The sequence below is a fragment of the Vulcaniibacterium gelatinicum genome (assembly GCF_008033445.1).
Classification (GTDB): domain Bacteria; phylum Pseudomonadota; class Gammaproteobacteria; order Xanthomonadales; family Xanthomonadaceae; genus Vulcaniibacterium_B; species Vulcaniibacterium_B gelatinicum.
On sequence record NZ_VNKO01000002.1, the window covers coordinates 75,755 to 100,285 of the forward strand.

General features: G+C 73.2%; 19 protein-coding genes and 1 tRNA gene. 5 read left to right on the forward strand and 15 right to left on the reverse strand.

Annotated features, from left to right (window positions below; genetic code table 11):
* The first annotated feature begins 24 nt into the window (after positions 1–24).
* Positions 25–2,919: a bifunctional diguanylate cyclase/phosphodiesterase gene (locus tag FPV26_RS01860; RefSeq protein WP_147651920.1), complete on the forward strand. Its 2,895-nt coding sequence runs from the start codon at positions 25–27 to the stop codon at positions 2,917–2,919.
* A 3-nt stretch (positions 2,920–2,922) separates the two neighbouring features.
* Here the strand turns inward: FPV26_RS01860 and FPV26_RS01865 are convergent, their stop codons facing one another.
* Together FPV26_RS01865 and xseA are read right to left on the reverse strand one after the other, a co-directional pair.
* The gene (locus FPV26_RS01865; protein WP_147651922.1) at positions 2,923–4,356 is read right to left on the reverse strand and encodes an aldehyde dehydrogenase family protein; all 1,434 of its coding nucleotides are present in this window, start codon (positions 4,354–4,356) and stop codon (positions 2,923–2,925) included.
* Positions 4,357–4,404: 48 nt separating this feature from the next.
* Positions 4,405–5,745 carry an exodeoxyribonuclease VII large subunit gene (xseA, locus tag FPV26_RS01870; protein ID WP_147652123.1) on the reverse strand — a complete coding sequence of 447 codons (1,341 nt, stop codon included), beginning with the start codon at positions 5,743–5,745 and terminating at the stop codon, positions 4,405–4,407.
* Positions 5,746–6,040: 295 nt separating this feature from the next.
* Between xseA and ispG the strand changes: the two genes are divergently transcribed.
* The 3 genes from ispG to FPV26_RS01885 all read left to right on the forward strand — a co-directional run bounded on the left by ispG (position 6,041) and on the right by FPV26_RS01885 (position 12,002).
* Positions 6,041–7,342: a flavodoxin-dependent (E)-4-hydroxy-3-methylbut-2-enyl-diphosphate synthase gene (gene ispG / locus FPV26_RS01875; RefSeq protein WP_425473033.1), complete on the forward strand. Its 1,302-nt coding sequence runs from the start codon at positions 6,041–6,043 to the stop codon at positions 7,340–7,342.
* A gap of 224 nt (positions 7,343–7,566) precedes the next feature.
* A complete protein-coding gene (locus FPV26_RS01880; RefSeq protein WP_147651926.1) occupies positions 7,567–10,932 on the forward strand; it encodes a S8 family serine peptidase in 3,366 nt (1,121 codons plus the stop codon).
* 128 nt (positions 10,933–11,060) lie between these two features.
* Entirely contained in the window at positions 11,061–12,002 is a 942-nt protein-coding gene (locus FPV26_RS01885) for a YadA-like family protein (RefSeq protein ID WP_147651928.1), read from the forward strand.
* Positions 12,003–12,077: 75 nt separating this feature from the next.
* Here FPV26_RS01885 and FPV26_RS01890 read toward each other — a convergent pair whose 3' ends face one another.
* The 5 genes from FPV26_RS01890 to FPV26_RS01910 all read right to left on the reverse strand — a co-directional run bounded on the left by FPV26_RS01890 (position 12,078) and on the right by FPV26_RS01910 (position 16,920).
* Positions 12,078–12,977: a DMT family transporter gene (locus FPV26_RS01890; RefSeq protein WP_147651930.1), complete on the reverse strand. Its 900-nt coding sequence runs from the start codon at positions 12,975–12,977 to the stop codon at positions 12,078–12,080.
* Between the two features lie 81 nt (positions 12,978–13,058).
* Positions 13,059–14,195, reverse strand: a complete 1,137-nt coding sequence (gene murB / locus FPV26_RS01895) for a UDP-N-acetylmuramate dehydrogenase (protein ID WP_147651932.1) — start codon at positions 14,193–14,195, stop codon at positions 13,059–13,061.
* Complete coding sequence (locus FPV26_RS01900; RefSeq protein WP_147651934.1) at positions 14,188–15,246, reverse strand: quinone-dependent dihydroorotate dehydrogenase; 1,059 nt, start codon at positions 15,244–15,246, stop codon at positions 14,188–14,190. The genes murB and FPV26_RS01900 overlap by 8 nt, the downstream gene beginning before the upstream one ends.
* 9 nt (positions 15,247–15,255) lie before the next feature.
* On the reverse strand, positions 15,256–16,788 hold the full coding sequence (gene amaB / locus FPV26_RS01905; protein WP_147651936.1) for an L-piperidine-6-carboxylate dehydrogenase: 1,533 nt from the start codon (positions 16,786–16,788) through the stop codon (positions 15,256–15,258).
* Between the two features lie 55 nt (positions 16,789–16,843).
* Positions 16,844–16,920, reverse strand: a tRNA-Arg gene (locus FPV26_RS01910).
* 96 nt (positions 16,921–17,016) lie between these two features.
* On the opposite strand from FPV26_RS01910, the gene fnr reads away from it, so the two are divergent.
* Positions 17,017–17,778, forward strand: coding sequence for a fumarate/nitrate reduction transcriptional regulator Fnr (gene fnr, locus FPV26_RS01915; RefSeq protein WP_147651938.1), 762 nt, complete (start codon positions 17,017–17,019; stop codon positions 17,776–17,778).
* 18 nt (positions 17,779–17,796) lie between these two features.
* Here fnr and FPV26_RS01920 read toward each other — a convergent pair whose 3' ends face one another.
* The 8 genes from FPV26_RS01920 to FPV26_RS01955 are packed head-to-tail and all read right to left on the reverse strand — an operon-like array spanning position 17,797 to position 24,531.
* Positions 17,797–18,519, reverse strand: a complete 723-nt coding sequence (locus tag FPV26_RS01920) for a sulfite exporter TauE/SafE family protein (protein WP_147651940.1) — start codon at positions 18,517–18,519, stop codon at positions 17,797–17,799.
* A complete protein-coding gene (gene ccoS, locus FPV26_RS01925) occupies positions 18,509–18,691 on the reverse strand; it encodes a cbb3-type cytochrome oxidase assembly protein CcoS (protein ID WP_147651942.1) in 183 nt (60 codons plus the stop codon). The genes FPV26_RS01920 and ccoS overlap by 11 nt, the downstream gene beginning before the upstream one ends.
* On the reverse strand, positions 18,688–21,111 hold the full coding sequence (locus tag FPV26_RS01930) for a heavy metal translocating P-type ATPase (RefSeq protein WP_246109178.1): 2,424 nt from the start codon (positions 21,109–21,111) through the stop codon (positions 18,688–18,690). The genes ccoS and FPV26_RS01930 overlap by 4 nt, the downstream gene beginning before the upstream one ends.
* Complete coding sequence (locus FPV26_RS01935; RefSeq protein ID WP_147651944.1) at positions 21,108–21,620, reverse strand: FixH family protein; 513 nt, start codon at positions 21,618–21,620, stop codon at positions 21,108–21,110. Before FPV26_RS01935 ends, FPV26_RS01930 begins: the two co-directional genes overlap by 4 nt.
* Positions 21,620–23,158 carry a 4Fe-4S dicluster domain-containing protein gene (locus FPV26_RS01940; protein ID WP_147651946.1) on the reverse strand — a complete coding sequence of 513 codons (1,539 nt, stop codon included), beginning with the start codon at positions 23,156–23,158 and terminating at the stop codon, positions 21,620–21,622. The genes FPV26_RS01935 and FPV26_RS01940 overlap by 1 nt, the downstream gene beginning before the upstream one ends.
* 13 nt (positions 23,159–23,171) lie before the next feature.
* Positions 23,172–23,453 (reverse strand): hypothetical protein, encoded by a 282-nt coding sequence (locus FPV26_RS01945; protein ID WP_147651948.1) that lies wholly within the window; start codon positions 23,451–23,453, stop codon positions 23,172–23,174.
* Positions 23,450–24,397 (reverse strand): cytochrome-c oxidase, cbb3-type subunit III, encoded by a 948-nt coding sequence (gene ccoP, locus FPV26_RS01950; RefSeq protein ID WP_147651950.1) that lies wholly within the window; start codon positions 24,395–24,397, stop codon positions 23,450–23,452. The genes FPV26_RS01945 and ccoP overlap by 4 nt, the downstream gene beginning before the upstream one ends.
* Positions 24,394–24,531 carry a cbb3-type cytochrome oxidase subunit 3 gene (locus FPV26_RS01955; protein ID WP_147651952.1) on the reverse strand — a complete coding sequence of 46 codons (138 nt, stop codon included), beginning with the start codon at positions 24,529–24,531 and terminating at the stop codon, positions 24,394–24,396. The genes ccoP and FPV26_RS01955 overlap by 4 nt, the downstream gene beginning before the upstream one ends.

Here is a 24,531-nt window from a genome sequence, read left to right on the forward strand (position 1 = left end):
CCTTCGCGCTTTATGCTGCTGCCGATGAAAGGGGGTTCCAGCGTGTCCAGCCAGGATCGGCTCGCGCCGCCGCCGCCGACGGTCGAGGCCGCCGCGGGGCTGGCCGTTTCCCTGCGCGATTCGCTGCCGCCCGGCGCCCAGGTTGCGGTGCGCTGGCAGGATCCGTTGCTCGGCGAAGGCGCTTCGGTCGTGCCCGATGCGCGTCCGAGCCTGCTGGCCGCCGCGGTGTCCGCCTTCGACGGCGTGGAGACGGACGCGGGCGGGTTGTTGCTGGACCGCTTCCGCAGCGACGACGGCACCGAGGTCGCGCTGGTGGTCGAGTGTCCGCTGCCGCTGGCGCCGGCCTGGGCCGAGAGCTGGAAGACGCTGGCGCGCCGCACCATCCTGGCCTCGCTGCAGGCGCAGCAGGCGCAGGCGCGGATCGCCTCGCTGCAGAAATCCGAACGGCTGCAGCAGGCCCTGTACAAGATCGCCGACCTGGCCGGCTCCACGCTCGAGATGCAGGAGATGCTGCGCCGCATCCACGGCGTGGTCGCCGGCCTGATGTATGCCGAGAACTTCTTCATCGTCACCTACGACGAAGCGCGCGAGTGCGTGCGGTTCCTGTACTTCGCCGACCAGAGCGACCCGTACGTCGCCGACCCCGAGCGCGAGCTGTCGGTCGCCGATCTGCCCAACAGCCTGACGGTGGCGCTGCTGCGGCATGGCGAGCCGCTGCGCGGGCCGTCGGAAGCGTTGCGGCGGCGGTTCGGCATCCCGCGCGATCCGAGCCATGGCCCCGACAGCCTGGACTGGCTGGGCGTGCCGATGCGGCGCGAGGACCGGGTGGTCGGCGCGATCGTGGTGCAGAGCTACGACCGGCCCGACAGCTACGGCGACGAGGAGCGCGCGCTGCTCGCGTTCGTGGCCCAGCACATCCTGACCGCGCTCGACCGCCGCCAGGCCCGCGCCGAGCTGGAACGGCGCGTGGCCGAGCGCACCCGCGAGCTGCAGGAGGCCAACCGCGAACTGCAGGCCGAGATCGTGGAGCGCCAGCGCGCCGAGCGGCTGCAGCGGGCGTTGTTCCGCATCGCCGAACTGTCCATCACCAGCGAGACCCTGGAGCGGTTCTACGCCGAGGTGCACAAGGTCGTCGGCGAGCTGCTGTACGCGCGCAACTTCTACATCGCGCTGGCCTCGGCCGACGGCTCGATGCTGGAGTTCCCGTACTCGGTGGACGAGCGCGACCTGGAACGCCCGGCGCGCAGGTTCAGCATGGGCCTGACCGAGTACGTGATCCGCACCGGCAGGCCGCTGCTGGCCGACCGCGCCCGGATCGCCGAGCTGGAGGCGCAGGGCAAGGTGCGCAGCCACGGCTCGCTTGCCCATTGCTGGCTCGGCGTGCCGCTTCTGCGGGACGAGACGGTCGTCGGCGTGATCGCGGTGCAGAGCTATTCGCCGGCGGTCGTGTTCAGCGCCCGCGACCAGGAACTGTTGACCTTCGTCGGCTTCCACATCGGCAGCGGCCTGGCGCGCAAGCAGGCGCAGGATCGGCTGGTGCAGGCGCACGCCGAGCTGGAGCGGCGGGTGGAGGAACGCACCCGCGAGCTGGCCGCCACCAACGCCGAGCTGGTGGCACAGATCGGCGAACGGCTGCGCGCCGAGCGCCGGCTCACCCACCAGGCCCAGCACGACACGCTGACCGGGCTGCCGAACCGGCTGCAGCTGCTCGAGCGCCTGTCCCTCGCCATCGCGCGCGCCAGGCAGGGAGGGGACCGGACCTTCGCGGTGCTGTTCCTGGACCTGGACCGCTTCAAGCTGGTCAACGACAGCGTCGGCCACGCGGTCGGCGACGAGCTGCTGGTCGAGGCCGGGCGCCGGATCGTGGCCGCGGTGCGCGCCGACGACATGGTCGCGCGCCTCGGCGGCGACGAGTTCGCGGTGCTGGTCGAGTCCATAGACGGCCTGTCGATGGCGCAGGAACTGGCCAACCGCATCCTGGCCGCGCTCGGCGCGCCGATGTGGGTGGCCGGGCGCGAGCTGTTCCCGACCGCGAGCATCGGCATCGCGGTGTGGGCGCCGCGCTACACCAGCGGCGAGGAACTGCTGCGCGACGCCGACGCGGCGATGTACCGGGCCAAGGCCGCCGGCCGCGACCGCAGCGCGGTGTTCGACGAGGCCATGCGCGACGAGGCCACGCGGATCCTGGACCTCGAGGCCGACCTGCGCCGCGCGATCAACAACGATGCCTTCGAGCCGCACTACCAGCCGATCGTGCGTCTGGCCGACGGCGCGGTGGTCGGGCACGAGGCGCTGCTGCGCTGGCGCCACGAGCGCGGCGGACTGCTGGCGCCGGAGTCGTTCATCGGCGTGGGCGAGGACAGCGGCCTGATCGAGCAGGTGGACTGGCTGCTGTACGCGCGGGTGATCGCCGAACTGGGCCGGCACCCGAGCGGCTACGTCTCGGTCAACGTCTCGCCGCGCCATTTCCGCTCGCCGGACTTCGCCGACCGCCTGCTCGGCCTGCTCGACGCCGCGCGCGTGGATCCGGCCCGGCTGCGCATCGAGATCACCGAGGTGGCGCTGCTCGACGACGCCGCGCGCGCGCAGCGCACCCTGCGCCTGCTGCGCGACCACGGCGTGCTGGCGCTGCTGGACGACTTCGGCACCGGGTTCTCGGCGCTGTCGTACCTGCACCATTTCCCGATCGAGTGCCTGAAGATCGACCGCACCTTCGTCGCCGGGCTGGGCAACGAGAGCCGCGGCGAGAGCGTGGCGGTGATCCGCGCGATCCTGGCCCTGGCCAGCACGCTCGGCATCGAGACCATTGCCGAGGGCATCGAGACCGAGCCGCAGCGCCGCACCCTGCTCGAGCTCGGCTGCGTCCACGGCCAGGGCTACCTGTTCGCGCGGCCGGAAGCGCTCTCGCGCGGGGCGTGAGCCTCAGCCCGCGCCGGCCAGCACCAGCAGGCGCGGTTCGGTCATGTCCTCGATCGCATACCGCACCCCTTCGCGGCCGAGGCCGGAACGCTTGACTCCGCCGTAGGGCATGTTGTCCACGCGGAAGCTGGGCACGTCGCCGACGATCACGCCGCCGACCTCGAGCCGGTCCCAGGCGCGGAAGGCGTGCGCGAGCGAGCCGGTGAACACGCCGGCCTGCAGGCCGAAATCGCTGTCGTTCACGCGTGCCAGCGCCTCGTCGAAGTCCTCGAACCGCTCCAGGCACGCGACCGGGCCGAACGCCTCCTGGCGGTACAGGTCGCAGTCGTGCGGCACGTCCTCGAGCAGCGCCGCCGGCAGCATCTGCCGCTGGCGCGGGCCGCCGGCCAGGCGCCGCGCGCCGCGCGCGAGCGCGTCCGCGATCCAGGCTTCGACCCGCTGTGCCGCGGCCTCGTCGATCATCGGCCCGATGAACACCCGTTCGTCGCGCGGATCGCCCATGCGCAGCGCCGCGACCGCGGCGGCCAGGCCGTCGCGCAACGCGTCGTACACGGCGGCGTGGGCGTAGATGCGCTGCACGCTGATGCAGCTTTGCCCGGACTGGTAGTAGGCGCCGAACACCAGGCGTTCGATCACGTGCGCCAGCGGCGCGCCCGGGTCGGCGTCCACCACGCAGGCGGCGTTGCCGCCCAGCTCGAGGGTGACCTTCTTGCGCCCGGCGCGCGCCTTCAGCTCCCAGCCGAGCGGGCTGCCGGTGAAACTGAGCAGGGCGATGCGCTCGTCCTCGACCAGCAGGCCGGCGTCCTCGTTCGAGCAGGGCAGGATCGAGAACGCGCCCTCGGGCAGGCCGGCCTGGGCCAGCACCTCGCCGATGATCAGCGCGCCGACCGGGGTGCGCGGCGCCGGCTTGAGCACGAACGGGCAGCCGGCGGCGATCGCGGGCGCGACCTTGTGCGCGACCAGGTTGAGCGGGAAGTTGAACGGGGTGATGAAGGCGCAGGCGCCGATCGGCACGCGCCGGGTCATGCCGCGGTAGCCGCGCGCGCGCGGCGCGATCTCCAGGTTCAGCACCTCGCCGCCGATGCGGGTGGCCTCGCCGGCGGCGATGCGGAAGGTGTCCACCAGCCGCGCCACCTCGCCGCGCGCGTCGCGGATCGGCTTGCCGGCCTCGATGCACAGCGCCTGCGCCAGCTCCTCGCTGCGTTCCCGGAACGCGGCCACGCAGCGTTCGAGCACGTCGCGGCGGGCGTCGGGCGGGAACGCGGCCATCGCCGGGCGCGCGTCGTGGGCGGCGGCGATGGCGCGGCGCACCGTGGCGGCGTCGGCGAAGGCCACGCGCGTGGCGCATTCGCCGGTGTACTTGTCCAACACTTCCAGATCGGCGTTGGCCGCGACCGGCTTGCCCGCCAGATAGTACGGATACGACTTGCGCAGCATGTGGGCTCCGGAAAGCGTTTATTGCCACGGATTTCATCCGTGGCCAACTCATGGTTTTGATTCGACCCGAACCCCGAGTGTGCCATCGCTCAGCCGGGCCGAGAGGCGTTCGCCGATCACGGCGTCGGCGGCGCGGCGCAGCACGTGGCCGTCCTCGCGCAGCAGGATCGCGTAGCCGCGGGCCACGGTCGCCAGCGGGCTCACCGCTTCCAGCGAACGCGCCAGGCCGCGCAGGCGCAAGGCCTCGTGCTGCAGGCGGCGCGCGATCGCGGCCTGCGGGCGCGGGGCGAGCGTGGCCAGCCGTTCGCGCAGACGCTCCAGGCGCCGCTGCGGATGCGCCGCGCGCAGCACCGCGTCGGCGTGGCGCAGGCGCGCGCGGTGGCGTTCGAGCAGGCGCTGCATCGCCGCATGCAGGCGGCGCTGCGCCTCGACGCCGCGGCGGGCGAGCAGGTCGAGCCGGGCCTGCGGGCGCAGCGCGTGCAGGCGCAGGAAGGCGCGGTCGGCGCGCTGCGCGGCCTGGTGCAGGCGGTGCGTCCACAGTGCCGAGAGGCGGCGCTGCAGGCCGTGCAGGCGCTGGGCGAGGTCGGTGCGGTCGGGGGCCAGCAGTTCGGCGGCGACCGAGGGCGTGGGCGCGCGCAGGTCGGCGGCGAAGTCGGCGAGGGTGAAGTCGGTTTCGTGGCCCACCGCGGACACCACCGGCACCGGGCAGGCCGCGATCGCGCGCGCCAGCGCCTCGTCGTTGAAGGCCCACAGGTCCTCCAGCGAGCCGCCGCCGCGCGCCAGCAGCAGGGCGTCGTAGCGGCCCGAGCGCGCGGCGCGCTGCAGCATCGCCACGATCTGCGGGGCCGCGGCGTCGCCCTGCACGGGCACGGGCAGCACGTCCACTTCGAGCAGGGGGAAGCGGCGGGCGAGCACGCTGAGCACGTCGCGCACGGCGGCGCCGGTGGGCGAGGTGAGCACGCCGAGGCGGCGGATCCACGGCGGCAGGGGGCGTTTGCGCGCGGTGTCGAACAGGCCCTCGGCGGCGAGTCTGGCCTTGAGCTGTTCGAAGGCGCGGCGCAGGGCGCCTTCGCCGGCTTCCTCGAGGGCGTCCACCACGAGCTGGTAGTCGCCGCGGGCTTCGTAGAGGGTGACGCGGCCGCGGGCGAGGACGCGCAGGCCTTCGCGGGGGACGAAGTTCAGCCACTGGCTCTTGGGCTTGAACATGGCGCAGCGGATCTGCGCGCGTTCGTCCTTGAGGGTGAAGTAGAGGTGGCCGGAGCCGGGACGGGCGACGTTGCCGAGTTCGCCTTCCACCAGCACGAGGGGGAACGCGCCTTCCAGGAGGTCGCGTGCCAGGGTGTTGAGCTGGCTGGGGGTGAGGATCTCGCGGGGGCGGTCGGCGGGCATGGCGGTGGCGGGACGGCGGGACACCGTAACGCTCCGGGCGGTGCAGGGAAAGTCTCGACAACGGGTTGCGGGCTGCGTCGTAGGTCCCGAGGGTGGGGGGCGAAGCGTGGATCCTCCTGTGGGCCCTGAGGACGGGGTCTCCCTGGCCGGGACACGCCGTGAACACATCCCTGTGGGCTTGTCGGCGGCATCCCCGCCGCCGACAGTCCCGGCCAGGGAGACCCCATCCTCAGGGCCATGTGGCTTGGCTGGGCAGCCCCGTGCGGCAAGGTGGGAGAGAGGGGGCGGCCGTACAATTGCGGGCATGACTGCCTCCTCCGCTCCGCATCGCCACGCGGTCGCCGCCGCACCCCTGTCCGACTGGGCCTACGGGCCCGCGCCGCGCCGGCCCACGCGCCAGGTGCGGGTGGGCGGGGTGGCGGTGGGCGGGGACGCGCCGGTCGTGGTGCAGTCCATGACCAACACCGACACCGCCGACGTCGCCGCGACCGCGAAGCAGGTCGCGGAGCTGTGGCGGGCGGGGTCGGAGCTGGTGCGGGTGACGGTGAACACGCCGGAGGCGGCGGCCGCGGTGCCGCGGATCGTCGAGCGGCTGGCGATGATGGGCGTGGAGGTGCCGATCATCGGCGACTTCCACTACAACGGGCACCAGTTGCTGGCGAAGGAGCCGGCCTGCGCCGAGGCGCTGGCCAAGTACCGCATCAATCCCGGCAACGTCGGTTTCGGCAAGAAGAAGGATCTGCAGTTCGCGCAGCTGATCGAGTTCGCGATCCGCTACGGCAAGCCGGTGCGGATCGGCGCCAACTGGGGTTCGCTCGACCAGGCGCTCGCGGCGCAGTTGATGGACGAGAACCACCGGCTGCCCGAGCCGAAGGACGCCGCCGAGGTGCTGCGCGAGGCGCTGATCCGCTCCGCGCTCGACTCCGCGCAGCGCGCGGTGGAGCTGGGCCTGCCGCCGGAGCGGATCATCCTCAGCGCCAAGGTCAGCGGCGTGCAGGAGCTGATCGCGGTGTACCGCAGCCTGGCCATGCGTTCGCAGTTCCCGTTGCACCTGGGGCTGACCGAGGCCGGCATCGGCAGCAAGGGCATCGTCGCTTCCGCGGCGGCGCTGGCGGTGCTGCTGCAGGAAGGCATCGGCGACACCATCCGCATCTCGCTCACGCCCGAGCCGGGGCAGGCGCGCACCACCGAGGTGGTGGTGGCGCAGGAGCTGCTGCAGACCATGGGCCTGCGCGCGTTCACGCCGATGGTGACCGCGTGCCCGGGCTGCGGCCGCACCACCAGCACCTTCTTCCAGGAACTGGCCAAGACCGTGCAGGAGCACGTGCGGGCGAAGATGCCGGAGTGGAAGATCACCCATCCCGGCGCGGAGAACCTGACCCTCGCGGTGATGGGCTGCGTGGTCAACGGCCCGGGCGAGTCGCGCCACGCCAACATCGGCATCTCCCTGCCCGGCACCGGCGAGGCGCCGGCCGCGCCGGTGTTCGTGGACGGCGAGAAGACCGTGACCCTGCGCGGGGACGACATCGCCCGCGAGTTCCTGGCCATCATCGACGACTACGTGGAGCGCAGGTACGGGCGTGCGCAGCCCGGCTGAAGCCGGCCGGACGGCACCGGCCCGCGGATGACGGCCGGTCATTTGCGGGCGCGCGCGCAGGCTGCTAGCCTGCGGCGATGCTGGCTGCCGCAACGGCGGGCAGTGCGGGACGGCACGGGCGCACTCCGTCCGGCCCAAGGGGGACCACCTAAAACCACCATGAGCATCGCGGGGCACGGCCTCGGGCCGTGCGCCGTCGTGTGGCTTTGACAAGGAGCGAGGGGATGTCGAGAGCAGTCTGGAAGTGGACGACGATCGGCCTGGCGACCGCAGTGGCCGTCGCCGGCGCCGCGGCGCTGAATCTGGCTTCCGCGCCTGCGGGTGCCGAACGCGCACCGGTGCCGCTCGGCGCGGCCGGAGGCGGTGCGGGCGCCGCGCCGCCGCAGATGGCGGCCGCCGCGGCGGACGACGGGCGCGAGGAGTACCGGCGGCCGTACATCGTGGTGTACCGGGAAGCGGCGCTGGCCTCGTACCGCGGAGAGCAGGCCGGGTATCCGGCGCCGCCGCGCGTGCCCGATCCGCAGGGCGGCAAGCGCATCGACATGGCCAGCGCGCAGGCGCAGCGCTACGTGGACCATCTCGAGGAGCGGCAGTTGCAGCACGTGGCCGAGATGGCCCGCCTGCTCGGGCATGCGCCCAGGATCCAGCACCGCATGCAGCACGCCATCAACGCGGTCGTGGCCGAGTTGAGCCAGGCGGAGGCCGCGCGCGTGGCCTCGCTGCCCGAGGTCGCCTTCGTCGAGGAGTACCGCGAGTACGAGCTGGACACCGACGTCGGGCCGAGGCTGATCGGCGTCGAACCGCTGTGGAACGGCACCGCGGTCGGCGGCACGCCTGCGGTGCAGGGCGAGGGCATGGTCGTCGGCATCATCGACTCCGGCATCAATTTCGGCAGCCCGTCGTTCGCCGCGGTGGATCCGGTGGACGGCTACCGGCACGTCAATCCGCTGGGCGCGGGCCGCTACCTCGGCACCTGCGCGGCCGGCGGCGTGGATGCCGGCCGCTGCAACGACAAGCTGATCGGCGGCTACGATTTCGTCTGCGGCGTGAGACCGGATCCGGGCAGGCCGGACACGATCTGCTCGCTGACCTCGCTCTATCGCGAGGAGCCCGGGTTCGGCGATACCGGCAGCCACGGCACCCATGTCGCCTCGACCGCGGCCGGCAACAAGCGCAACGCCTCCTTCCGCGGGACGCCCGTGCGCATCTCGGGCGTCGCGCCGCGCGCCAACATCGTCGCCTACGACGTGTGTTACACCGAGGTCGCCACCGAGCGCGGGTTGTGCCCGAACGTGGCCACCCTCGCGGCGGTGAACCAGGCGGTGGCCGATGGCGTGGTGGACGTCATCAACTACTCCATCAGCGGCGGCACCCAGCCGTGGAGCGAGGCCGTCTCGCTGGCCTTCCTCAATGCGGTGGACGCCGGCATCTACGTCGCCACGTCCGCCGGCAACAGCGGCCCCGGCCCGTTCACCCTCGGCCATCTCGAGCCCTGGACGGGCGCCACCGCCGCGTCCCAGCACGGCCGCGCCGGCTTCGGTTACCTGCTGCGCGTCAGCGGCCCGGGCACGGTGCCGGCGGCGCTGCAGGCGATCTCGCTGACCGAAGGTTCGGGCGGGGTGGCGTTCTCGGCCACGCTGCCGCCGACTACGCCGCTGCGCGTGAGCGCGGGCATCAACAGTGCCGACGACGGATGCGCGGCGTTCCCGGCCAATGCGTTCCGGGACGCCATCGCGGTGATCCGCCGCGGCACCTGCGCGTTCTCGGTCAAGGCCAACAACGCCGCCGCCGCCGGCGCGCGTGCGGTGGTGCTGGCCAACAACCAGGCCGGCGTGGTGGCGCCGTCGGTGCCGGGCACCACCATCCCGGTGTTCTCGGTGACCCAGGCCGACGGCAATGCCATCCGCGACTTCGCCGCCGCCAACGGCAACACCACCACTGCCGGGATCGCCCATCCGGCCGTGCCGCTGTCCAACAAGCCGGACGTGCTGGCGGCGTTCAGTTCGCGCGGTCCGGCAGGCTCGCTCGACCTGGTCAAGCCCGACGTGACCGCGCCGGGCGTGAGCGTGCTGGCGGCCGTCTCCGGCAACACGTTGACCGGGTTCGAAACCGCCATCGGCCTGATGAGCGGTACCTCGATGGCCTCGCCGTACCATGCCGGCGCGGCAGCGCTGGTGCGTCAGGCGCGGCCGGGCTGGACCGTGCCCGAGGTGAAGTCGGCGCTGGTCATGACCGCGGTGCAGGAGGTGTTCAAGGAAGACGGGGTCACCCCGGCCGATCCGTTCGCCCGCGGCGGCGGACGCATCCAGGTGGACCGCGCGGTGCAGGCCGGCCTGGTGCTGCACGAGACCAAGGCCAACTACCTCGCGGCCGACCCGGCCACGGGCGGCGATCCGTCGGCGCTGAACCAGCCCAGCCTGGCCAAGGGCGCGTGCGTGGAGCGCTGCGAGTTCGTGCGCACCTTCCGCAGCACGCTCTCCCATCGCCAGGCCTGGAGCGTGAAGGTCGAGGGCCTGCGCGCGGTGGTGTCGCCGGCGGTGTTCGTGCTCAATCCGGGCGAGACCCGGACGGTGCGGTTCACGATCTTCACCGACAACCTGCCGGCCGACGACTCGTGGCACTTCGGCACCGTGGTGCTGCGTCCGCAGTCGCTGGGCAACCCGAACCAGCCGGTGCTGCGCATGCCGGTGGCGGTGTCGGTGCCTTCGCCGGCGATCGCGCTGGTGCCGCGCGCCACCGCCGCCTCGCTGCGCGCCGGCGGCAACGGTGCGGTCAGCTTCGGCGTGGCCAACGCCGGCGGCTCGCCGCTGGCGTTCAGCGTGGACAACACTGGCACCGGCAGCTGGCTGTGGGCGGAGACCAACAGCGACGGCGTGAGCAGCGGCTTCCGCAGCACGCTCTACACCGACGCCGGGGCCAATCCGGCCGCGCAGTACGCCGCCGACGACTTCCAGGTGCAGCAGACCACGCGCCTGACCACGCTGTTCGTCGAAGGCTTCACCGTCAGCGGCGGTTCGCTGCCCTCGACGGCGCTGAGCCTGAACTGGAGCATCTTCCCCGACAGCGGCGGCGTGCCGGCGGGCAATCCGCTGACCTCGCCGACGGCGGCGGTGTGGCGCTATACCGCCGCGCCGACCGCGCCCGGCGTGTTCACCGCCGGTGAGGACATCGGCCTGGATCTGGTCGCGGCGGGGCAGAACGTGGTGCTCCCGCCCGGCAGGTACTGGCTGGTGGTCAGCGCGCGCACCGCGTTCGCCAACCGCTGGGTCTGGTTCGGCTCGAACGGCGGCGACGGCCGGTTCGCCACCATCAGCATCAGTTCGACCGGCACGGGCAACTGGGCGGTGTCGTCCGCCTTCAACGGGTTGGCGATGGTGGTGGAAGGCCAGGTCGCCTGCGGCGCGTCGTGGATCGCCGCGGCCGCGCCGCCGCTCGGCCGCGTGGCGCCGGGCGCGGTGACGCCGGTGACAGTGCGCCTGGATGCGACCGGCCTGAGCGCGGGCAGCTACACCGGCTACGCGTGCTTCGCCAGCAACGACCCGTACCAGCCGAAGGTGGCCGGCCGGGTGTCGCTGACGGTCACGCCGTGACGTCACAGGCGAGCGTGCCGTTGGGCGCGCCCGCCGTCCCGCCGGGGTCGGCGCGGATCCCGGTGTCCAGTCCAGATCGAGCAGGACGCGCCCGCAAGGCGCGTCCTCACCCATCACGGAGGAGTCTCATGAACAAGTTCCATCGCACCACCCTCGCGGCCGCGCTGTTGATCGCGCTGACGGCCGCGCTGCCTGTCCGCGCGGGCGACGCCTGCATCCTCGACGACGAGACCACCGGCGGCGCGGTTGCCAGCGGCAGCGGCGCCACCGCGTGTGGCCGCGGCGCCACGGCCAGCGGCACCGGCAGCGTCGCCGTCGGCGACGGCAGCGAGGCCTCGGGCGACCAGAGCACCGCGGTCGGCCAGGGCAGCCGCGCCACCCGATTCGGCGCCAGCGCTTTCGGCAGCGGCAGCCTCGCCAGCGGCGAGGGCGCCACGGCGACCGGCGTGGCGGCGGAAGCGCGCGGCGCGTACAGCACCGCCCATGGCGCCGGCAGCCTCGCCTCCGGCTCCAACGGCACTGCCGTGGGCAGCTTCAGTGTCGCCAGCGGCACGTCCAGCACCGCGCACGGCTACAACAGCGTCGCCAGCGCCGCCAACAGCACCGCGATCGGCGCCAATGCCTCGGCCAGTGCCGGCAACAGCGTGGCGCTGGGCGCGGGCTCGGTGGCCAACCGCGCCAACTCGGTGTCGGTGGGCAGCACGGGCGCCGAGCGCCAGATCACCAACGTGGCGGCCGGCACGGCCGCGACCGATGCCGTCAACCTGGGCCAGATGCAGGCCGGGTTCGCCGGTGTGTACACGGTGATGGACGACCGCTTCCGCAGCACCGACCGCCGCATCGACCGCAACGGCGCGATGTCCGCGGCGATGATGCAGATGGCGGTCAACAGCGCCTACGCCAAGCCGGGGCGCGGACGCCTGGCGGTCGGCGCGGGCTTCCAGAACGGCGAATCGGCGCTGTCGGTGGGCTACGGCCGCCGCATCAACGAGAACCTCTCGCTGAGCATCGGCGCCGCGTTCAGCGGCTCGGAGACCTCGGGCGGCATCGGCTTCGGCGTGGATCTCTGAGCGGTGCCGTCATCGTGCAGGCCCCGGGTGGCGACGCCCGGGGCCTGTCGTGTGCGGGTCGCATCCCCGCGGCCGTCACTCGCCCGGCTTGGCGGCCTCCACCGGCGCCGCGGTCGCGCGCCGGCGCGCGAGTTGCGCCTCGCGGTGGGCGATGTAGGCGTTGGCGGAGAAGATGATCGCCGCGCCGAGCGCGGTCCAGCGGTCGAGCGGTTCGGCGAACAGCAGCCAGCCGGACAGGGCCACGATCGGCAGCTGCATGAAGCTGATCGGGGTCAGCGCGGAGACGTCGCCGAGCTTGAGCGCGCGCGTCCACAGCATGTGCCCGCCGGTGCCGAGCGTGCCGGCGGCGGCGACCCACAGCCAGGCGATGCCGCGCGGCCATTCCCACACCGCCAGCGCGGGCAGCAGCGAGAGCGGCACCCACAGCAGCGTGGTCAGGAGCACGATCCGGTCGGCCGGCTCGGTGCGCGAGAGCTGCTTGATCTGGATCGAGACGATGCCGCTGAGCAGCGCGGCCGCGATCGCCACCAGGGTGCCGGCGCTGAACCCTTCCGTGCCCGGGCGCACGATCACCAGCACGCCGACGAAGCCCACGCCCACCGCCGCCCAGCGCCGCGCGCGCACCTGCTCGTGCAGGAACAGCACCGCGGCGATGGTGACGAAGATCGGCGTGGAGTAGGACAGCGCGACCGCCTGCGCCAGCGGCAGGTGCCCGATCGCCCAGAAGCCGGCGAACATGGACAGCACGCCGATCACGCAGCGCACGAAGTAGCGCGGCAGCTGGGTGGTGCGCAGCAGCGACGGGCCGTGGTGCAGCAGCAGCGGCAGCGCCGCGAGCAGGCCGAACAGGTTGCGGAAGAACGCGATTTCGAAGGTGTGCAGGGTGTCGGACGCGAGCCGGATCGCCACCGCCATCAGGCCGAAGAACACGGTGCTGCCGAGCATCAGCAGTGCGGCGCGCAGGTGGGTCGTCATCGGCTCGTGCTCCGGTCCTTCATCCGGCCCCTGCGTCCGCTCCGGGAACGATCGGGATCGCGATGCGACGGCGCCATGCGCTCACCATGTCGCCCCCACGATCCGCGGCTCCGGCTCCAGCGCCACGCCGAACCGCTCCTGCACCGAGGCCGCGATCCTGCGCGCCAGCGCGAGCAGTTGCGCGCCGGTGGCGTGACCGTGGTTGACCAGCACCAGCGCGTGCGAGTCGGCCACGCCGGCGTCGCCGTCGCGGTGGCCCTTCCAGCCGCACTGGTCGATCAGCCAGGCGGCGGAGAGTTTGACGAAACAGGGGTCAGGATCCCGTTTCCCGTCCGGTCGGCGGGATGCCGCATCGCTGGTGATGCAATGGGACCCTGACCCCATTTTCGCGGCAGCATCGGCGGGGAAGGGCGCGACCGGGAACACCGGCAGGCGCGGGTGTTCGCGTTGCAGTGCCTCGGCGAGCGCGGCGGGCACGATCGGATTCTTGAAGAAGCTGCCGGCGTTGCCGATCACCGCCGGGTCGGGCAGCTTGCGGCGCCGGATCCGGCACACGGCTTCGGCCACCTGCGAGGCGCGCGGCGTGTCCACGCCCATCGCCGCGAGCTCCTCGCGGATGCCGGCGTAGTCGAGCTTCAACGGGGCATGGTGCGGCAGTGCGAACTCCACCGCGGTGACCACGTAGCGGTCCGGTTCGCGCTTGAACAGGCTGTCGCGGTAGGCGAAGGCGCATTCGTCGGCGCGCAGGCGGCGCAGCGCGTGCGCCTGGCGGTCCCAGGCCTCGACCGCGTGGATGCGCTCGCACACCTCCACGCCGTAGGCGCCGATGTTCTGGATCGGCGCCGCGCCGACGGTGCCGGGGATCAGGGCCAGGTTCTCCAGCCCGGCGCAGCCGCGGCCGAGCGTCCACAGCACCAGCGCATGCCATTCCACGCCGGCGTCGGCGCGCACGATGCTGCGTTCGCCGTCGTCCGCCAGCAGCTCGATCCTCTGGCTGCCGAGCGCGAGCACCACGCCCTCGGGATCGGCGGCGAACAGCAGGTTGCTGCCGCCGCCCAGCACCAGCACCGGGCCGTCGCGCAGCATCGAGTAGCCGAACAGCTCCGGCAGCACAGCGTTGTCGCGCACCTCGACCAGCATCGGCGCGCGCGCCGCCACGCCGAAGGTGTTGCGGCCGTCGAGGCGGGCGTTCTCGACGATGCGGAAGGGCTCAGTCATGCGGCGGCAGGTGCCCCCGGCTCGGTGCCTCCTTGCGCCGGCGCATCGCGTCCACGCATTCGGCGATCAGCGCCGGGCCGCGATAGACCAGCCCGGTGTAGGTCTGCACCAGGGTCGCGCCGGCAGCCATCTTGGCCGCGGCGTCGGCGCCGGAGAGGATCCCGCCCACGCCGATCATCGGGATGGACTCGGGCAGCCGCGTGCGCAACCGGCGCAGCACCGCGGTGGCCTTGCCCATGAGCGGCGCGCCCGAGAGCCCGCCCTGTTCGTCGGCGTGGCGCGCGCCCTGCACCGCGATGCGCGAGACGGTGGTGTTGGTGGCGATCACCCCGTCCACCGCCAGGTCGCTCAGCACCCGCCCGGCGGCGTCAATGTCGTCGTCGGACAGGTCCGGCGCGATCTTGACCAGCATCTGCACGCGCTTGCCGTGGCGCGCGCCGAGCCGCTCCTGCGCCTCGCGCAGGGTGCCGACCAGCCGGCGCAGGGCCTGTTCCTCCTGCAGCTCGCGCAGGCCGGCGGTGTTGGGCGAGGAGATGTTGACGGTGACGTAGTCGGCGAGCGGGTATACGCGTTCCAGGCAGAACAGGTAGTCCTGCTCCGCGGTTTCGTTCGGCGTGTCCTTGTTCTTGCCGATGTTGATGCCGAGCAGGCCGCCCTTGCGGCGCGCGCGCTCGACGTTGCGCACCAGCGCATCCACGCCGGCATTGTTGAAGCCGAGCCGGTTGATGATCGCCCGGTGCTCGGGGAGGCGGAACAGGCGCGGCCTGGGGTTGCCCGGCTGCGGCCGCGGCGTGACCGTGCCGACCTCGACGAAGCCGAAGCCGAGCCCGAGCAGCGCGTCCACGTGGGCGCCGTTCTTGTCCAGCCCCGCGGCCAGGCCCACCGGGTTCGGGAAGGTCAGGCCGAACGCGCGCGTGGGCAGCGGCGCGGGGCGCCGCGCCAGCAGCGGGTTGAGCCCGCAGCGCCAGGCGGCCTCGAGCGCCTCGAGCGCGAGCTCGTGCGCGCGCTCGGGGTCCAGGCCGAACAGGAGCGGGCGGGCGAGGCCGTACATCCGGGCCGCTTACAGCTCGAACTTGATGCCCTGGGCCAGCGGCAACGCATCGGACCAGTTGATGGTGTTGGTCTGGCGGCGCATGTACGCCTTCCACGCATCCGAGCCCGATTCCCGGCCGCCGCCGGTTTCCTTCTCGCCGCCGAACGCGCCGCCGATCTCGGCGCCGGAGGTGCCGATGTTGACGTTGGCGATGCCGCAGTCGGAGCCGGCCGCGGACAGGAACAGCTCGGAGGCCTTCAGGTTCTGGGTGAAGATCGCCGAGGACAGGCCCTGCGGGACCGCGTTCTGCATCTCGATCGCGTCCTCGAGCCGGCTGTACTTCATCACGTACAGGATCGGGGCGAAGGTTTCGTGCTGCACGATGTCGGCATCGTTGGACAGGCCGGTGACGATGGTCGGCAGGACGAAGTTGCCCGGGCGGTCGAGCGCGGCGCCGCCGGTCTCGACCTTGCCGCCGAGCTGCCTGGCGCGTTCGATCGCGTCCAGGTAGGCCTGCACGCCGTCGCGGCTGTTGAGCGGGCCCATCAGGTTCTTCGGGTCGGTGGGGTCGCCGATGCGCTGCTCGACCTGCTTGTACGCCGCGACCAGCCTGGCCAGCACCTCGTCGTAGATGGACTCGTGCACGAACAGGCGGCGGGTGGTGGTGCAGCGCTGGCCGGCGGTGCCGACCGCGCCGAACACGATCGCGGGGATCGCGAGCTTCAGGTCCGCGCTCGGGTCCACGATGATCGCGTTGTTGCCGCCGAGCTCGAGCAGCGAGCGGCCCAGGCGCCGCGCCACGCGCTCGCCGACGATGCGGCCGACCCTGGTCGAGCCGGTGAAGCTGATCAGCGGGATCCGGCGGTCGTCCACGAAGGTCTGCGCCAGCTCGGTGCCGGCGTCGTTGAACAGGAAGAACAGGTCGGGGAAGCCGCCCTTGCGCAGCGCCTCGTTGCAGATCCGCATCGCCGCGATCGCCGAGAGCGGGGTCTTGGGCGAGGGCTTCCAGATCGAGATGTCGCCGCAGACCGCGGCGATGAACGAGTTCCAGGCCCAGACCGCGACCGGGAAGTTGAACGCCGAGATGATCCCGACCAGGCCCAGCGGATGCCACTGCTCGTACATGCGGTGGCCGGGGCGCTCGGAGTGCATGCTCAGGCCGTAGAGCTGGCGCGAGAGGCCGACGGCGAAGTCGCCGATGTCGATCATCTCCTGCACCTCGCCGTCGCCTTCCGGCTTGGACTTGCCCATCTCCAGCGCGACCAGCGAGCCGAGCGCGTCCTTGTGCGTGCGCAGCGACTCGGCGCACAGGCGGATCGCCTCGCCGCGCTTCGGCGCCGGGGTCATGCGCCAGACCCGGAACGCGGCCTGGGCGCGCTCGACGATGGTCTCGTAGTCGGCCTGCGAGGACGCATGCACCCGCGCCAGCACCTCACCGTTGGTCGGGTTCACCGGTTCGAGCACGCCGGCATCGGTGGTCTTCGACCACTCGCCGTGGCCGAGGTAGGTGCCGGATTCGGTGGCCGACAGGCCGAGGGCGGTGAGGACGGGGTGGGTCATGAGGGCTCCTGAATGGCGAAGGGCCAGGAGCGAGTGCACTCGCTCCTGGCCGTGATGGCGGCCCCGACACGATTCGAACGTGCGACCTTCCCCTTAGGAGGGGGACGCTCTATCCAACTGAGCTACGAGGCCAGACAGGGGGAGATTTTCGCATGAACGACGCGCCCGGCGGGGCGGCATGTCCCGGTTTGGCCGGAGCCGGGCGCGGTTCGTGCGAAGATATGCGCGATGGCCGAACCCAACGTGCTGGACCTCAACCGCCTGCGCCGCGGCTGCGCACACTGCTCCCTGCAGCAGCTGTGCCTGCCGGCCGGGATCGGGGCGGACGAACTGCAACGGCTGGACGACATCGTCCGCCGCCGCCGCCCGGTCACGGCCGGAGACCGCCTGTTCCGCATCGGCGACCCGCTCACCGCGGTGTACGTGGCCCGCGACGGGGCGTTCAAGACCGTGACGATCACGGAAGAGGGCGAGGAGCAGGTGCTCGGTTTCCACCTGCCCGGCGAGCTGATCGGCCTGGACGCGCTGGCCGCGGACCAGCACCGCTGCGAGGCGATCGCGCTGACCACGGCCAACGTGTGCGAGGTGCCGTTCGACCAGCTCTCGTCCGTGGCCGCGCAGGTGCCGGGGCTGCAGCAGCAGCTGCTGCGCGTGATCGGGCAGAGCGTGGGCCGCGACCAGGACCACATGGCCGTGTTGCAGCGGCGCCAGGCCGGCGAGCGCATCGCCGCGTTCCTGCACGGGCTTTCCGAGCGTTTCCGCCATCTCGGCCAGTCCGGCACCCAGTTCCGGCTGCCGATGAGCCGCGAGGACATCGCCCGCTACCTGGGCCTGGCACTGGAGACGGTGAGCCGCGGCTTCACCCGCCTGCAGGAGGACGGGGTGATCGCGGTGACCGGGCGGCGGGTCGAGATCCTCGACATGGCCGAGCTGAACCGGCTCGCGCACGCGCCCGAGACCGACGAACCGCGGCGGCGCGGGCGCGCCTGACCCGGCGCCGGCGGGCGCTCACACCGGCAGGCTGCGGCAGCCGAGCGCGGCCAGCGCGCCGTGCAGGACCGGGGCGTGCCACAGCCACGGCCCGGCCAGGGTGACCAGGCCCGAGGCCAGCACCAGCCAGGCCCCGGCCGTGCGCCAGCCGCTGCGCTGCAGGCGCTGGCCCAGGCGCGCGCCGGCCCAGGTCAGCGGCAGCATCACCGGCAGGGTGCCCAGGCCGAACGCGGCCATGGTCAATGCCCCGTGCAGGGTGCTGGCCTGCAGCCAGGCCGCCGCCAGGAGCGTGGTGCTCAGGCCGCAGGGCATCCAGCCCCACAGCAGGCCGAGCGCGACCCGGCGGCCGGCGCTGTCGGCGGGGAGCAGAGGGCGCTGCAGGGGGCGCAGCCACTGCCACAGGCGCTGCCCGGGGCGGGCCAGGAAGCCGAGCCGGCCGCCGCGGTCGAGCAGGCGCAGCGCGGTCACGACCAGGACCAGACCGACCGCGGCGCGCACCGCCGTGGCCAGCCAGGGCACCCGCACCACCCCCAGCAGCCCCGCGCCCAGGCCGCCCACCACGGCACCGGCCAGCACGTAGCCGAGCACGCGGCCGAGATTCGGCTGCAGCGCGACCCACCAGCCGCCGCGCTGGCGCACCGACAGCGAGGTGGCGATGCCGCCGCACATCGCCGCGCAGTGCGCGCCGCCGAGCAGGCCGCTGAGCAGCGCGGCCGCGAGCACCAGCAGGTCAACCGGCATCGGGCGCTCCCTCCGCGGGCCGCGGCGCGGGGCCGTCGTCGTCCACCAGGATGTCGAGCGCGGGCGTGTCCAGTTCCTCGAACTGGCCGCCGCGCACCGCCCAGGCGAAGGCGCCGATCGCCACCGCCAGCAGCATCACGCTCAGGGGGATGAGCAGCAGCAGGATGCTCATGCGCGCGGCTCCCGCGCCAGGCGCAGCGCGTTGAGGGTGACGGTGAGCGAGGACAGGGCCATGCCGAGCGCGGCCAGCCACGGCGTCACCAGGCCGGCCGCGGCCAGCGGCAGCGCGACCACGTTGTAGCCGATCGCCCAGGCGAAGTTCTGGCGCACGATCCGGCGCGTGCGCCGGGCCAGCGCGACCGCCGCCGGAATGCGCAGCAGCGAGGGCGAGACCAGGACGAAGTCGGCCGCGCGCCGGGCCAGCGCGGCGCCGTCGCCGATCGCGACCGAGACGTCGGCGCCGGCCAGCACCGGCGCGTCGTTGAGGCCGTCGCCGACCATCATCACCACGCGCCCCTCGCGCTGCAGCGCCGCCACGTAGGCCAGCTTGTCCTCCGGCGTCTGCCGGGTGCGCACGTGGCCGATGCCGAGCGTGTCGGCGAACCGCGCCACCGGCGCCGGCGCATCGCCGCTGGCCAGGTGCAGGGTGAGCCCTTGCGCGCGCAGTTGCGCGAGCGCGGCGGCGGCGTCCTCGCGCCCGCGTTCGGCGATGACGAAACGGGCGTGCGCGCGGTGGCCGTCGCCGAGCCAGAGCGCGCCGTCGTCCACGCCGCCGGCGGCGAAGCCGGCCCGGCCGATGCGCCAGTGCCGGCCGTCCACCACGCCTTCCAGGCCCTGGGCGGGGTGGAGCACGACCTCGCTCGCGGAAGCCGCGTCGGCGCGGGCGAACGCCGCCGCGAGCGGATGCCCGCTGTCGCGCTCGAGCGCGGCGGCGATGCGCAGCGCGCCGGCGCGGTCGAGATCCCCGAACGGCGTGGCTTCCACCAGTTCCGGGCTGCCGTCGCTGAGCGTGCCGGTCTTGTCGAACACGACGTCGGTCACCCGCCCCAGCCGTTCCAGCGCGCCGGCGCCGAGCGGGAGCAGGCCGAGCCGGGCCAGCGTGCCCTGCGCCGCGGCCAGCGCCGCCGGCACCGCCAGCGACAGCGCGCACGGGCAGCTGATCACCAGCAGCGCGAGCGTGACCTCGAACGCACGCTCGGGCGCCGTCAGGCGCCAGCCGAGCCACACGCCGAGCGCGGCCAGCAGCAGCGCGGGCACGAAGCGCGCGGCGATGCGGTCGGCGGCCCGGGCCAGTTGCGGGCGCTCCTCCTGCGCGCGCTCGACCAGCCGCGCCAGTTCCGACAGCCGGGTGGCCGCGCCCGCCGCGGTCACGCGCACGCGCGCCGGCCGGGTGCGGCAGAAGGTGCCGGCGTACACCGGCTCGCCCGGCGCCTTGCGCACCGCGTGCGGCTCGCCGGTGAGCAGCGATTCCTCGAACTCGGCCGCGGCGTCGAGCAGCACGCCGTCGGCGGGCGCGGGCGCGCCGGCGGCCACGGCCACCACGTCGCCGGGTTCGAGCAGGCCGGGCGAGACCCATTCGCGGGTGCCGTCGCCGCGCTCGCGCACCGCGAACGCGGGCCGCGCGCGCGCCAGCGCGTCCACCCGCGCGCTGGCCAGCGCGCGCACCCGCTGCTCGAGCATGCGCGCGGCCAGCAGCAGGAACACGAACATCACCGCCGCGTCGTACCAGACGTGCGGCCCGCCGCGCACGGTCTCGACCACGCTGGCCAGGTACGCGAGCAGGGTCGAGGCGGCGATCAGCGTGTCCATGCTGAAGCGGCGCTCGCGCAGTTCGCGCGCCATCCCGGCCAGGAACGGCCAGCCGGCGTAGAACACCACCGGCGTGGAGGCGAGGAAGGTGAACCAGCGCAGGAAATCGCGCGTGGCCGTGGCCATGGTGCCGGCGGTGTCGAGGTACAGCGCCTCGGCGAACATCATCGCCTGCATCGCGCCCAGGCCGGCCACGCCCAGGCGCAGCAGCCAGCGGTTGCGTTCGCTGCGCCGCGCGCGTTCCTGCGCTTCGCCGGCGGCCAGGCACGGCCGGTAGCCGAGCGCGAGCAGCCGGCGCAGCGGCGCCGACAGCGGCGTGCGCGCCGGATCCCACACCAGCCGCACGCGGCCGGTGACCGCGTTCGCGGCCACTTCGCGCACGCCCGGCTCGCGGCTCAGCGCGCGGTCGATCAGCCAGGCGCAGGCCGCGCAGCGCATGCCGTCGGCGAGCAGGGTGATCTCGCGGCCGCCGTCCACCGTGCGCGCGTGTTCGGCCAGCACTTCGGGGCGGTCCCACAACGCGAGGTCTTCGCCCTCGGCCTCCACCCGCGCGCCATGCGCCTGGCGCAGGCGGTAGTAGTCCTCCAGCGCGGCGTCGCGGATCCACTGCGCGGCGGCGGCGCAGCCGGTGCAGCAGAACGCGCGTTCTGCAGCGTCCAGGCGCAGGCGCACCGGCGCGGCGGACAGTGGTTCGCCGCAGTGGAAGCAGCCCGCGTCCACCCCTTGCCCCGCGCCGATGGCGTGCGTCGTGGCAGGGGCGAGGGCGGGCGCGGCGGCAGTCACGGGTCGTCCCCCAGCGCCGGACGCACCAGCGCCGCGTGCTGCCCGGCCGGCAGCCGGCCGTACAGGCGCCAGCGCCCATCGGGTGCGGTCAGTTCGAGGTTCCAGGCGTGGCCGACATCGAACGCGACCTGCGCGCGCCAGCCCAGGGCGGTGGGCGCCAGGGTCAGGTCGCGGTCCAGCGCCGCACGGGTCGGGTGGCGCAAGGCCAGCCGCAGCGGCCGGTCGCGGTCGAACGTGCCACCGGCCGGCAACACCTCGACGAACGTGGCGGCATGGCGCACCACCGCGCGCAGGCCCAGGCGCGCGGCCTGCGCGTCGGGACCGAGATCGGCGACCTGCACCTGCGCGGTGCGGCGCACCGGCTCGGCCACCGCGTCGGTGCTGCCGGCGCCGCCGGCGACGAACACCATGGCGATGCCGGCCACCACCGCGGCCAGCGGCAGCGCGCACAGCAGCCAGACCATGGGCTCGCGCCAGGCGGGGCGGGAGTCGGTGCGCGGGGTGTCCATCACATCGGCCCGAAGAAGGTGCTGGGAACGGCCTCGTGCGCGGAGCCGTCCACCGCGCGCACGTCGAAGACGATGGCGTGCCGGCCGCGCACGCCTTCCGGTGCGCGCACCGTCAGCGGCAGGCTCAGCACCTCGCCGGCGGGCACCTCGACCTGCGCCGGGGCGAGCAGCGCCAGCCCCGGCACCTCGCCGCGCAGCGCGATCGCGTAGCGCTGCGCGCGCTCGGTCTTGTTGACCAGCTTGAGCGAGTAGCCGTTCTCGATCCCGGCGGCGGTCTCGCGGTACAGCGCGTTGCGGTCGCGCAGCGCCTCGGCGATCAGCGGGCTGCGCAGGGCCACGCCGGCGACGAACGCCGCCAGCAGCGCCAGCAGCAGGGTGCCGTAGATCAGCACCCGCGGCCGCAGCACCCGCGTGCGCTGGCCGTCGAGCGCGTGCTGGGTGGTGTAGCGGATCAGGCCCTTCGGGTAGCCGAGCTTGCCCATCACCTCGTCGCAGGCATCTATGCACGCGCCGCAGGCGATGCACTCGTACTGCAGGCCGTTGCGGATATCAATGCCGGTGGGGCAGACCTGCACGCAGATGGTGCAGTCAATGCAGTCGCCCAGTTCCTCGGGCGCGAACTTCGGCAGCGGCTCGGCCTCGCGCCGGTCGAAGGTGATGGTGCCCTTGGCCTGCACCCGGTTGTCGGCCGCGGTCGGGTGCTGGGTGGTGCGGAACACGTAGTCGTAGGCGGTGGCCTTGTCGAGCAGGCCGCGCGCGCGCTCGAGCACGCTCGGCAGGCCGCGCTTGCGCGGGCCGCGCGGCTCGCCGCGCATCGGGTCGTAGGCGATCAGCAGGGTGTCGCGGTCGAACATCGCGCTCTGGAAGCGCGCGTACGGGCACATGTACTTGCACACCTGCTCGCGCAGGAAGCCGGCGTTGCCCCAGGTGGCGAAGCCGTAGAACAGGGTCCAGAACGTCTCCCAGCCGCCCCACCGGAACGGCACCAGGCGCGCGCCGAGGTCGGTGATCGGGGTGAAGAAGCCGACGAAGGTGAAGCCGGTCCACAGCGCGAACGCCGCCCACAGCGTGTGCTTGGCGCCCTTGCGCAGCAGCTTGTGCGCGCTCCACGGCGCGGCGTCGAGCTTCATCCGCGCGTTGCGGTCGCCCTCGGTCCAGCGTTCCATCCACAGGAACACCTCGGTCCACACCGTCTGCGGGCAGGCGTAGCCGCACCACAGCCGGCCGGCCAGCGCGGTGAAGAAGAACAGGGCCACGCCGGCGATGATCAGCAGCAGCGCCAGCAGCGGGAAATCCTGCGGCCAGAAGGTCAGGCCGAACACGTGGAACTTGCGCGCCGGCAGGTCGAACAGCACCGCCTGGCGCCCGTCCCAGCGCAGCCACGGGAACAGGTAGAACATGCCCAGCAGCCACACCACCGCCAGCCGGCGCAGGCGGTCGAAGATGCCGTGCACCTCGCGCGGATAGACCTTGGCTTCGCTGACGTAGTAGGAGCCGGAGGCGTCGTCCGCCAGGGCGATGTCAATCCGCTTGCTCACGGGAGGTTTCCGCTCAGCGCAACGGCCGGTTGAAACGGCTGGCCGGGCGCAGCAGCCACCAGGTGAACAGGCTCGAGGAGGCGGTGGCGAGCCAGAACGCGAAGAAGCCCAGGGTGTACCCGAGCCCGCGCGTCATCGGCAGGCCCGGGAAGGTGAGGTCGCGCAGCTCCAGCGGATCCACGAAGGCGAAGCACACCATCGTCGCCACCCCGGCGGCGAAGAAGCTCGGCCAGACGATCGCGCCGATGCGCTGCGCCTGCGGCCGCGGCGGGTGGTCGAAGACGGGGGTGTTCACGGCGTCGCCTTCGCCGCCCCGCTGCCGGCCTGCGGCTGGCCGTTGGACAGCGACCACACGTAGGCGGCCACCAGCCGCGCGCGGGTCTCGCCCAGCAGCGCGCGGTGCGCCGGCATCACCCCGCGACGGCCCTCGGCGATGGTCTTGCGCAGCGCCTCGCGCGAGTCGCCGTACAGCCAGTAGTCGTCCGCCAGGTTCGGCGCGCCGAGTTCGGGATTGCCCTTGCCGTCCACGCCGTGGCAAGCCACGCACACGCTCTCGTACAGCTTCTTGCCGCGCGCGGCGCCGTAGTCGTTGTACAGCGCCTCCGGGCCCTTCGGCAGCTTGCGCAGGTAGGCGATCACGTCGTCCACCGCATGCTCGCCGCCCAGCCCGGTGAGCACGGTGCCCCACGCCGGCATCACGCCCTCGCGGCCGTCGAGCACGGTCTTGAGCACCTGCTCGGGCGCGCCGCCCCAGTGCCAGATGTCGTCGGCGAGGTTGGGGTAGCCGACCGCGCCCTGCGCGGTGGAGCCATGGCAGGTGGCGCAGGTGTTGCCGAAGATCGAGCGGCCGAGCCGCAGCGCCTCCGGATCGGCGGCGAGGCGGTCGATCGGCTGGCCTTCGTAGCGCGCGAACACCTGCGCGAGCCTGGCGTCCTGCGCGGCCTTGGCCCGCGCGTGCTCCTGCTGCGAGCTCCAGCGGCCGAAACCGGCGAAGCCGCCCAGGCCCGGATACCACAGCAGGTAGCCGATGCTGAAGGCGATGGTCAGCCAGAACAGGTTGATCCACCAGCGCGGCAGCGGCTTGTTGTACTCGGTGATGTCGCCGTCCCAGATGTGGCTGGTGTCGGTGGGGGCCGGATCGCCCGGGCGCCGGCGCGCGGTCCACCACAGCAGCCACGCGCAGCCGATCACGTTCGACGCGACCAGCGCGATCACGAACCAGGACCAGGCGCCGCTCATGCCGCGTCCTCCCCGTCGGCCAGCGGCAGGCGCGCGGCGGCGTCGAACTCGGCGCGCCGCGCCGGCCGCCAGGCCCAGATCCAGCCGCCGACGAACGCCGCCAGCAGCACCACGGTCACGATTCCGGACAGCAT